The 11,412-nt window shown below is 51.6% G+C and carries 6 protein-coding genes; all 6 read right to left on the reverse strand.

The features are described 5' to 3' along the window. Window positions 1–395: 395 nt before the first annotated feature. The 6 genes from PHP98_10285 to PHP98_10310 all read right to left on the reverse strand — a co-directional run bounded on the left by PHP98_10285 (window position 396) and on the right by PHP98_10310 (window position 11,179). Window positions 396–5,315, reverse strand: a complete 4,920-nt coding sequence (locus tag PHP98_10285) for a beta-galactosidase trimerization domain-containing protein (GenBank protein ID MDD5484014.1) — start codon at window positions 5,313–5,315, stop codon at window positions 396–398. A 92-nt stretch (window positions 5,316–5,407) separates the two neighbouring features. Further along, entirely contained in the window at window positions 5,408–6,820 is a 1,413-nt protein-coding gene (locus PHP98_10290; GenBank protein MDD5484015.1) for a metallophosphoesterase, read from the reverse strand. A gap of 49 nt (window positions 6,821–6,869) precedes the next feature. Then, on the reverse strand, window positions 6,870–8,072 hold the full coding sequence (locus PHP98_10295) for a hypothetical protein (GenBank protein ID MDD5484016.1): 1,203 nt from the start codon (window positions 8,070–8,072) through the stop codon (window positions 6,870–6,872). A 2-nt stretch (window positions 8,073–8,074) separates the two neighbouring features. After that, complete coding sequence (locus tag PHP98_10300) at window positions 8,075–9,268, reverse strand: hypothetical protein (protein MDD5484017.1); 1,194 nt, start codon at window positions 9,266–9,268, stop codon at window positions 8,075–8,077. Window position 9,269: 1 nt separating this feature from the next. Next, window positions 9,270–9,974, reverse strand: a complete 705-nt coding sequence (locus tag PHP98_10305) for a PIG-L family deacetylase (GenBank protein ID MDD5484018.1) — start codon at window positions 9,972–9,974, stop codon at window positions 9,270–9,272. Next, window positions 9,971–11,179 carry a DegT/DnrJ/EryC1/StrS family aminotransferase gene (locus tag PHP98_10310; GenBank protein MDD5484019.1) on the reverse strand — a complete coding sequence of 403 codons (1,209 nt, stop codon included), beginning with the start codon at window positions 11,177–11,179 and terminating at the stop codon, window positions 9,971–9,973. Before PHP98_10310 ends, PHP98_10305 begins: the two co-directional genes overlap by 4 nt. Window positions 11,180–11,412 lie beyond the last annotated feature (233 nt).

Genomic DNA, 11,412 nt, shown 5'->3' on the forward strand with positions numbered 1-11,412 from the left:
TAATTGATGATTACAGCCCCTCATGCGTTGCCGGCCCATATCGCCGGCATCTCCGTCCTTGTTTTCTTCTGTATTAATCACCTCCCCCGTGCGCGGCGCGGTGTTGCCGCCGGCTGCTATTTAGCACCTTGCGCATACGGGTGCGCATTAATGAGGTCGCCAAAGGCGGCCACTGTATTTGAAAGGAGCCGCATCCCTATGCGGCGATTCCGGACAATAAAACATACATCGCCGAACAGGGGTTCGGCTCCTACCTACAACGGCACGTTTGATCATATTTTTGAAATTCCTACGCATAAATTCAGGTAAAACAAAAACTCACGGTCTTTTCCGGTTGTTTTCCCGGCAAGCGCGGCAAATCCCTCTCAGCTCAATGTGCATGGAGTCAATCCTGCCTATCGCCCGGAATTCAATCCGCCCAGGACCGACTCCAGTTTCCCGCGCTTTTGCCGGATAATCGCATCGTCCTGTTCTTCCACCGCGGTTTTCAGTTCCTCCAAAAACTGCACTGCGTTAAACTTCCGCTCTTTCGCAAGATTTTGGCCCTTCAGGCAGGCATCCAGGCGTTTTTGATAAGCTTGGCACATCGCCCGGTCTTCCTCAAGCTTCTTCCCCGCCAGCGTTATCTTTTTGCCAATGCTGAAAATTTTTTCAGCATCTGTCCCGGCCTCCAGCCTCAATTCATACTCCCCCTCACCCAGCCCGTCAAAACCGGCTTCTATCTCTCTCTCCGCCGGATTTTCATAACTCACTTCCGCCTTCCCTTCATAATACCTCCGGATTTCTTTCCCCTCCTTCATCAAAACCACGCGGATCGGCGCCGACTGTTTCTCAAGATACGCATTACCGAGTTCCAGTTTTATTTTCATTGTCTTGTCCTGCGTCCATTTGTCGGATGACATAATGATATTCCCCGCCCATCCCTTCCCATATCCGCCAACCCCGCTTACCCCCTTTATCATGTAGATTTCATGATCCAGCCGCAGGCTTGCGCCTTTCTTTATCTCCGTCCCTTTGTCCCCCCACAGCTCAATATTATAGCAATTATTGCCGAAAAACAGATAGACCGTCTTTACCTCGTTCAGACTAAATACGCTCACATATGCTATTCGTTCCCGGCTGTCGCAGCAGGCCGTCCAGCCCTCGGATGGAATTAACAACCGTTCTTCTCCGACGGCATAATGAATCACGTTCAAGGCGTCTTTTACCGGCACGTAAAACACATCGTCGCCATCCGCCATGCCCCCCACGGTCAATTCCGGATGCACGCGGAACATGCCTTGCCAGTTCATTTCGCCTTCATTTTTTAATTCAAGTTTTACCGCGGCGCCGGCTATGTTTTTTGTTAATGCAATCTCTTTTTTCTCCCTTAAGCCGTTGACCGTTTTTTCCGGTTCCATTTCAATCACGCATTTTTCCGCCCCAACCCTCTCCCCCTTGACCGTAAAAAGCTGGTTCATCAGGTTCCCGGGATATATCCCGTCTATTTCCTTGATCCCGCCCGTTGAAAAAATATGGTTGATCCCCTCCGGCCATGTTTTCAATTCCGCTATCCGCCCCCCCGCATTCAGCGATACTGTTAAACTCACCAGCCCGTTGGAAAGTTCCAGGGCATTGCCGTTCGTTGCTATTCCGCATGCCGATTCTATCTTCGGACGCTCTATCTTTTCTATCGCCACGGTCGCGCCTTCCGGATACACGTAACACTGGCTTTCACATTTCACCCGCAGGGTCTCGCCGCGAAACGAGAATAATGAATCCTTGCCGGTCTTCAATTCCTGCATCCGTTCTTCATCCCCCTTTCTCGCCGTCAGGAATACCCGCCCTTTCTCGTTAAAACTCCCGCCCTCGTTCACCACCGCCGCTTGAAATTTGTATCCTCCCAGCACGACTTCGCCGTTTTCCACCCGGATTTCTCCCTTATACGGCAAGCCCGTCTCTTCCATGAAAACTTGCTTTCCCTCTCCCTCTTTTGCCGGTTTCCCCGCTGCTTTCTTTTTTTCCGGATGCCCGGCCCAAGGCCTCAACCGGTACACCCGCCCGCCCGGCGACAGGATCACGCCTTCCATCACGGTCCATCCCCCCTCGTATGCCACCGGAGCTTTCATCCCCAGCAAATAATCCTCCACTTCCCAGTCCCCCCTCAGCTTGAGACAAAACCGCTTCAAAATGTCTTTTCCCTCTTTCCCCTCCGGATGCGCGCAAATCAGATACAACTCATTATCATATTCCCATTCCCTCAAAACCAGTTTCTCGTCGTCGCATTTATATTTCGGCGTGTATCCCGCCTCGCTGAAGATCTTATCCATGATCTGCCCGATCCCCGCCTGTTCCACGCTGAACGGCAGGCCGCTCACAATGATCTTCCCCTGACCGCATTCCCTGCTCACCATCGCCGGCTCGCCCGATGCATATTGCAGGAGCGTCTTGCCCCCTTCCACCGCGATGGGCGCGTAAAACAACTCCTGATTCTTCGGATCGCGCGCCGTATAAATAACACCTTCTTTCAACTGCACTTCCTTTGTCCTTGCCATTCCGCGCGCTATCCCCATTGCCTTGAACATATTGTTGGAACTGTTCCCGTAATTATCGCATTTGCCGCTTAAGCCTTCAACCACCAGGCAACCGCCGTTCTTCGCATAATCCAGCAGTTTGTCCTGGATTTCACTGGATAAATACTGCGCCTGGGGCACAATCAATATCCGGCATTTTCTTAAATCCGCGCCGTCCCGCAGCGCGCCTTCATCCAGCACCCGCGCCGCAAATGCAAGCTTCGCGAAGCAGCCATACAGATTATCCACGGCTTTCAAGTGCAGGGAAAGCGCCCGCGTTCCCCCCCATGGTTTCCACGATTGGTCATGGCACCGGGACGTGTTAGAAAACAATATCCGGACTTCCGGATCAGCGCGTTTACCATCTAAAAGAATATGCTCTATCCTGCGGAAATCAGACAGCAATTGCGTCAATTCCCAGCCGTACAGCGTCGGCAGGCCGGTCGTATCAACGTAATTAGCGGGGTATCCAGGCCAGCACCATATCCAGCAATTGACGCCCGCATGCCCGCCGCTGACCTCCTGCCACAACTGCCGGGCTAACTTTTTCCGGCCAACCAGCAGATCGGCGGGCGGAAAATAAAATGCGCCCCATTCCATGGTCCAGAGCTTTTTACCGTCTGCAATTAAATCCAAATAAGTCCACTCCTGTTCCACCGGCATGGAAGTTCCGTCGGTCCCGACGATATCCTGGGTTTTGGTCAATTCATAATAATCCACCCCGTAGAACGGATACCAGCGGCATCCGGTTGAAATACAGTAGGAAAAAAATGTATCTGGCGAATATTTCTTAAATAGTTTGTAGACCGCATTCCGGGACCTGATAACCTGCATTTCGCGGAATTTTCTCCAGTCCTCCCAATTGGCGTGTTCACTGGCTGTTTGCGGCTGCCGCGTAATCAAATTGACGTCATTAAAGCTTGTATGGGCAGTCAACCAGCGTTCATTCATCCGGCTGACATTCTTATATTTTTCCGCCAAGTGTTCCGCATATTCCTCGCGCGCCTGGCTTCCCCAATACGCGCACCCCAACCCACCTTCCTGGCCGGCCCAGTAGCGGATCATCGGCAGTTTCTTCCATTCTCCAATAAACTGCCTGACATCTTCTTCCGTTTTTCCAGGTTGAAGCTTTTCCCGGCGGGTTTCCTTGACTTGCCCGGATAAAAGATCAAGTTTCCCCTGTTCTTTAGTTATTTTTCTGGAAAAAGTCTTTTCTATCTTAATGCCGTTCATAAGGGACTTTACCGACGGCGAATCCAAAAAGGGGAAAGAAGAGTGCTTCTGAAAAAGCCAAACGTTGCATCCCGATTCCTTTATGGCCTGCAACATAGCATTTAATCCGTATAACCCCATAAAAGTAACCCCCGCCACCGCCGGCATTCTCCCCAAAGCATGCCTTATTTTTACCTGCTCCGGTTCTTTGAGGACGACCGGCAGTCCGGCCGCGGCCGCCTTCACTTCCTCGCATTTCTTTTCCTCGGCCGCAATCCGTTCCAACAGCGCCTTCCGGCGCTGATCCTGGCCGGCATAATCCGTTCCGGCATGCAGCAGTTTGTCCAGCGCCTGCTTTTCCTGCATCACCGCTTCCAATCCGGCCATCATTTTCTGCATATCCTGTTGGATGGCATAATATGTTTCCCGCTCCCCGCTGTAAAATGCCGCGATCATCGCGTCCCGCGCCCGGTGATAAGCGGCGGTAAAGATTTTCCCGAACGCGCTCGTTTTGCGCTGAACATTGATCATACGCTCATACCATTCCTCCGTCTGTTCCCCCGGGTATTTTTCCGCGCATAATTTTAGGCAGGCTTGCAGGACCTCGCCGGCCTTGTCCCCCTTCATTAAGGATTCCCCCGTCTGCCCAAGATGCACCAGCGTGGCGCCGTTGTAATAATTGTTGTGATACCGATATGCCAGGAAATCGGCGGATTCGCCCGTCGGCAGCGTATAGACCGGCAGGATGATGTTGGCCGCCGTCTCCATATTATCACCGCCGGCACAGTTCAAGTCGCGGTATTCACGCTCGCCGTTAATATTTTCATGCCGGAACATATTCAACTTGTCCGGCAAGCCCATGCTCGCATTCAAAGGGCCGGCCGTGGCCGGCAGAAGGGCTCTGCAAGAAGCCGTCAGGTTCGTATTGATTTTTAATTCACAATTCAGATTTCTCCGGGCGGACTTCCAGGGCAAAAATCGTATCTGCCATGTCATTGGATACTTGCGCCAACTTAGCCTGAAATAATGAATGTCAAATCCATCCGTCCATTTGGATGATTGGGACGGATCGCTTTTGTAACCGGTCATGGGGAGATATGTTGTGACAAGATGTCCGCCCGCCGCCAGAAATTCAGGAATCAAATACGCGGCCTCGCAGGGCACATTTTTGCCGTCGGGCAAGATCAGGATGTCCAGCGTCTTGCGATTGAGACGCTCCGCATTGCTCATATCATCCGCGTTCAACACGATCGCTTCATGTTCCAGCTTCTTTAATTCGTCCTGATACCAGGACGCCGGTCTTGCGCCGAACCCGTCGGGAAACCCCTCGCCGCTGAAAATCCCCACCCGCAGTTTCGCCGGTGCAGCCCGGGTTATAAGCCCGCATGTTAACCAACATGAGACAACGATCAATATGGCTTTCTTCCAGTATTGCGCAGGCATATCCGCATGGGCAATGTCGGGCAGGGTGTCTTGGATGACGATCCGGTCAAAACACGAATAGGCGCCGAGAATGTCCTCGGTATGCCGTTCAAGAAATGCTGTTTGCATAATGAACCTCCTTGTTGTCACAAGGTTGTATCAAAAAATTATCACCCGGCATAGCCGGAACCCTTTATGGTTCCGGCTATGCCGGGTTGGGGTTATAACAAAGCATTTTCCCGGAACAACATTATCGTCAGAATGACCGTTTGGCCGTTTCGTACGGACAGATATTTGCGCGGCTTGCGAAACAACTTCCAGCGTTCGCCGCAGACAAACAGTTCGGGGCAGACCGCAGAATGAATTATTCTATGATCCATGAGAATAAGTTCCAACGAAACGCTTCCCAAAACGAATTCCCCGCGGCATGGAAGCCTGATTTTTACCTCGTTTTTGCTTGCGATTGATTCCAACGCCTGTTCATCCAGCAAGACGTAGCGCCGCGACGTATAACCGTTGTTCACGGGAAGCTCGCCGCAGTCATGACCGTTGAAAATCAAACGCGTTGATTTGTTGTCGCCATAGATGCCGTAAATATAAAGCCAGGCGGCCTTAACCTGATTAAAATCACCGGGCTTCATTACGCGCGTTGTTTTTCTGTATTCCGGCAATTTGACGTTTACAGGCAAAGTCCTTCTGCCCTTCACGGAAAACGACGCCGTGTGGCCCTTAAATGAAAACCAATCCACGCGCATGTTTCCGTTTTTGCATTCAAAAAAATAAAAACCGGGAGAGCTGTCTTCAAGAATCCCCCATAAATATCGGTCGCGGGGACTGAATTCGGCAAGAACATGAAACTCGTCCAACGCAACCAAATCCATGCCGGGATAGCCGACCGAGGAGGCCGTAATCTGCAAATACCCTTTTTTATCGCCGGTTTCATGGAAACTCACGGCCTGGTTGTGGGTATGTCCGCAAAAATAGGCATCCACCGGATATTTTTCGCAAAGCGCGGCGATTCTTTTGACAAAAGTCGGCTCATTAATGAAGAAATGCCGCCCCCAATTATAGAGAGGCGGATGAGCTGCGACAAATATGTGTTTTGCCGCGCGCGCCCCCGCCTTCAATTGGTCCTCAAACCAGCGATCCTGTTTCTCGTCATAATTCAAATAATCCAATATGACAAAAAGATTATTTTTCAACTCATATCGGAAATATTCCCGGTCAATTGCCTGTCCCGTCCGGGCGGCCATGCCGCGCAGAACGATTTCGCGATATGCTTCGGCGCCAGGATGATTGCCGGATCCTTCATGCGTTCCTTTCGCTATAAGACAGGGAACGCCGAGCCGGCGCATGAACTTCCAGCCTTGCCGCATTTCCCGGTAAGTTTTTTCCCGGTCGCGCATTCCGCCTTCCACAAAGTCACCGGTGGAAATCACAAAATCAGGATGCATTTCCCTGATTTTCGCAAACATCGGCGCAAGGATCGCGTCGCGCATGGCGTTATAGCGCACATGGTCGGGAAGTTCGGCAAACGGGCAATTCCTTCTGCAATGTTCTTTCACCCGCCGTCTGCAAAAATGCGTATCGCCAAGCACGGCGAAGCGCAATATGGTTCTTGAACCGGCGCTCATGCGCGATCTCCCTTCAATCCGCGTTTAAAGACAAAGCGACAGCGTGTCTTCAGGTCGCGAAAGCATTCTCAACAGGCGGATAGTAGATGAACAGATGACTTATGCGGTCGTTTTCTCCGAGATAAATTTCGCCGTTTTTCCCGGTAACCGCGGCGTCAAATTCATAGCCGTACCAACGTCTTTCCACGCCGGCCAGCAATGCTCCCAAATCCTTTAGTTCATGTTTCCTGGAATTATAACAAAACAAATGCGCGCAGCCGCCGGGCTCTCCGCCCAGTCCGTATATTTTACCGTCGTGGCCGGCCGTCAGCGCTCTTATGCGGGTGGAAGCCAAAGGCTTGCCGAGCGCGATAATTTCCCTGGCGGCGGGATTAAAGGCAAAGATTACGCCGTCTGTATTACCTCCGTATATAACGCCTGAACGCCGGTCAACCGCAAAAGAATCCACCTTATTGTAAACCTCGCTGCCTTTCAGGCAGGGAATGCGAATGTTCAATTTCTCAATTTTCCCGGATTCCGGATTATATTCAAATAGAAATCCTCTCTGACACGCGCCATAAATATTTCCCTCATTGTCCGACGCCAAACACGGCGAATATTCACCAAGCTCGTCTATTTGCCCCTTTATTTCCACTTTATCGGCAACGATATCGTAAGCAAACAATACGCCGCTCCGGTTGCTTAAACCGTAAAGATTCCTGCCGCGTTTATCCATCAGCAGAGTTGCCATGCCCTCGTTCTTTACCGGCGCCGCCAATCTTTTTATCTGCCCGATGACATGCAAAGGATCGGCCACGGTAGTGATTATGTTATCTGAAACGGGGGTATAACAAAAAATAAATCCTTCCCCGTTCCTGCCATCGCCCGCAGTGCCGCCGAATATTCTCCCATCCGGATGGGCCGCCAGCGAACGACAGACCGCCGTATTATCCGCAATCACTCCGATATCTATCACCGTATCGGCATCCGGCGAGGGATCATAGCAAAACAGATGCGATTTTAATCCGGCGGTAGCTCCGAAAATCCTGCCGTCCGGCGCGGCGGCCAGAGAAGTAATGCCGCATTCCCCCGGCGGAATCGGCTTGGCATACGTGATGTTTCCAAGGAGACGCGTCTGAAGATGCCCTTCGCTGACAAATGCGTCTTTCTCGTACCTTGCTGTAATCTCTCTCAAGCGCCGGGGATCTTTTTTAAATCGCCCCTCTTCATCCGGCGGGGTCGGCCAAACTTTGCCGTCCAGGTCTGTCAACATGTTTACCCCCAATTCCGATAAATATCAATGGAAGCGCGCGTTGTATCCGTCTTTGCATATTCCGGCGTATACTTGAACACTTTCGTGGGCCGAACGCCGGCGTCGGCAAAGTACAGATTACCATAAATGTCCGCGGCGCCTCTGGCAATATAATTAGCCTTGCAATTTCCTTCCGCGATTATTCCCAGGTCCTCGCGTATCTGCTTTTCGGGATGAAAACGGATTAAATGCGTCTCCACCGGTTCCTTCCAATAAAAATTCACGGCATAATAAAGCATTTTGTCAAATCCGAAAACAAGCCCGCCGGCATGATCACTGGTCATGTTTTTCCAATAATCACGATCCGGACCGTAGGGCAGGCCTAAATCGCAAATTCGTCCTTCCGGGCCTTCGTCAAAATCATATCTGAAAAGATGCGCGCCAAAATTCCAGCTTACCCCGAATACGCTTTTGCCGTCGGGCGACAAGACCGCGTCGTAAAGAACATTATGAAAACCATCCCGAAAGGGGGACCGCGGCAATTTTACGCTTAACTGATGAAGCTTTTGCCTCTGCGCGTCAAATTTAAGCAAATAGCCATAATCATCCGTGGTATAGGCATTATTTTGGACATCAAGAAATATTGCCTGTGGATTAATGCTGCCTATCCGCCCGAAATCTTCGGTGCGGCGGCTTGCAAGATCATATACAAAAAAATGGTTTTTGGGATAGGAGATGCCGTAGAGCTTCTTCGCTTTCTGATTAAGAGCCATGCATCTTGAACCTTCCTTGGACAAAACCGTATCCGTAAAAACCACTTTATCCCTTGCGGGGTCATAACAAAATATTTTCGCCCCATCAAAAGTCTTGGCCGGGTTATACCAGCAATGCCACGGCCGCCAAATGGGATCTCCCAGGGGGGCGCCCGTGCAATGCGTGGCCCCGTAAAGCAATCCGTCATCCCCTGCCAGCAGACAATAATGTATCTTGCTCTGGGTGGCATGTCCATTATCAGAAGGGATGCCCACAGTCGCCGCCACTTCTACAAGATAGTCCGTTCTCTCTGTTTTAGGATCATATGACACGAGATAAACGCTCAACCCGCCTGTCAGTTCGCCGCAAACTCCCACATATATCCGATTGTCCCTGCCGGTGATAAGCGACCAACAGGCGTCATGGAGGGGCAATTTGCCGAATCTTATGGCTTTGATTTTCATTTTAAGGCAGCAAACGGCATGGCCGGTTTTGCATCCAGGAGTGTAATTTTCTGAACCCCTCCGCATATTTCACGCCGCACCGGAATCCATCCACCATGGCCGCCGCCTCCACAAATTCCAAAAAGTCGCGTTTTTCATATCGCCTGTAGATTTCCACCTGGCTTTCATGCCTTGCCAGCATTTTTAATTTGATTCTTATCAGATCCGATATATCCACATATTCTTCCGGATTAAAATCCGTGCCGCCCACCGTGCTCATATAATATAATACCGGCATTTCACGGCAGGCCCTGTGTTTCAGCTTCAATGTGCGTGTAAACGCCGGAATCAAGGCGTCACAGACTATCTTGCTAGTTGTCCGATGATCCGGATTAAGCCCGTTTGGCGCATGGGTAATTATCACGCCCGGCCCGACCTGCCTGATCAAATCCGCCAGTTCCATTCTCAGTCTGAAATCATCCCGTAAACCGAGGTCCGAATGCCCCAACCAGACCAGCTCTGCCCCGATAATTTTTGCCGCGGAACGCGCCTCGCGTTCCCTTATGCGCATCATCCTGGCTGGCGCATGCAGCCTCCCGTATCGCCCGTCCGTCATGCAGACCATTACGACCCTATGCCGCATGCGGGCATATTTGGCCAATGTTCCTCCGCATGATATCTCCAGATCATCCGGATGCGCGCCAACGCCAAGCACTGCCATTTTCATCCGATTGTCTCCCTGACTATTTTCGCAAACTCATATCCTTTGCTTTCCGCCTCTTTCGTCGTATCCTTCGGTCCCAGACCGTAGACCGCGCCAATGCCGCGGTCCCTCAACCCGATCGTCAAATTCATGCTTCGCCGAAGAATATCCTCCGTTCTTGGCAACATCCCTTTTTCGTATTTTATCACCTGCCCGTCCAGAGTTTTAAATTCGCGGCACAGTATCTGCTCCATATTCCTGTACACGTGCCACCCCGAATTTATCAATAACGGCGTGTCCAGTCTTCGGGCGAGGGTCTTTGCCTCTTCCCTGTCGGGCAAGATAATGGTCAAGACCGTCGCGCATTCTCCCTCCGCATCGGTAATTTCCCTGAACTGTATTCCTTTTAATCCGGATATCTTTTCCTTGAATGTTTTCTTTATCGCCCGCAAATGATTTAACACCGCATCCAGCTTTCTGAGCTGCGCCAGCGCCACCGCGCCCGTAAGCTCATTCATCCGGAAATCCAGCCCGATCGCGGACCGCTTTCCGATCTCCACTCCCTGGCGGTTCGGCAGATGGCCCTGATCGTGGAACCCAAAACCCTTCGTATAAACTTCCTCGTCATCAGTAACCATCATGCCGCCGTCCCCGCATGTCATGGTCTTGTAAAAATTAAAAGAATATGCCCCGATTTTTCCGATCGTGCCCAGCTTTTTTCCGCGATAAACGCCGCCGCAGGCTTGCGCCGCATCTTCAATGACGGGAATTCCGCGCCTGTTCGCTATCTCCATTATCGCGTCCATTTTCGCCGGATTTCCCAGCATATGCACCGCCATGATTGCCTTGGTCCGTTCCGTGATCCGGCGTTCCAAATCCATCGGATCCAGATTCAAGGATTCGTCTATCTCGGCCAAGACCGGTATGCCGCCGGCATATACGATTGACGATATTGAGGCTATGAAGGTATAGCCGGGCACAATGACTTCATCGCCGGCGCCTATTTCCAGTCCGATCAATGATGCAAGCAGAGCGCTCGTGCCGCTGTTTACCGCCAGGCCGTGCTTTGCGCCAACGTAATCACAAAATTCGCGTTCCAGGTTCCATACCTTGGCCTTGAATCTCGCATCGTCGCTCCGTCCGTATCTGAATAAATATCCGGATGCAAGCACGTCAAGCGCTTCCAGCTTCTCCTCCGTCCCGATATATTCCGCTCCTGGTCCCGCCATATTTAACCCTCAAAATTTTCCGTCAGCCTCTGACGCGTAACCTTGCGTTCCTTCTGCTTACTTAACGCGCTTTCCGGCAATAAACTCATCCATGGCCTGTCGGGCTTCGTCCTCGGAGGCATACTGCACCGGCGCGCTCTTGGAGAGATAGGCCGAGGCGCTTTCCAGCACGCCGCCGATCCCGCGGTCAAGCGCCAGTTTGCAGCAGCGGATGCCGTCAACGATCACGCCGC

The sequence above is a fragment of the Kiritimatiellia bacterium genome (assembly GCA_028715905.1).
In the GTDB taxonomy this organism is placed as follows: domain Bacteria; phylum Verrucomicrobiota; class Kiritimatiellia; order JAAZAB01; family JAAZAB01; genus JAQUQV01.

Bases quoted from the DNA above. Each gene is read 5' to 3' on its own strand.
- PHP98_10305 (MDD5484018.1), bottom strand. From the start codon at position 9,974: ATGAAAATGGCAGTGCTTGGCGTTGGCGCGCATCCGGATGATCTGGAG.
- PHP98_10300 (MDD5484017.1), bottom strand. From the start codon at position 9,268: ATGAAAATCAAAGCCATAAGATTCGGCAAATTGCCCCTCCATGACGCC.
- PHP98_10295 (MDD5484016.1), bottom strand. From the start codon at position 8,072: ATGTTGACAGACCTGGACGGCAAAGTTTGGCCGACCCCGCCGGATGAA.
- PHP98_10310 (MDD5484019.1), bottom strand. From the start codon at position 11,179: ATGGCGGGACCAGGAGCGGAATATATCGGGACGGAGGAGAAGCTGGAA.
- PHP98_10285 (MDD5484014.1), bottom strand. From the start codon at position 5,315: ATGCAAACAGCATTTCTTGAACGGCATACCGAGGACATTCTCGGCGCC.
- PHP98_10290 (MDD5484015.1), bottom strand. From the start codon at position 6,820: ATGAGCGCCGGTTCAAGAACCATATTGCGCTTCGCCGTGCTTGGCGAT.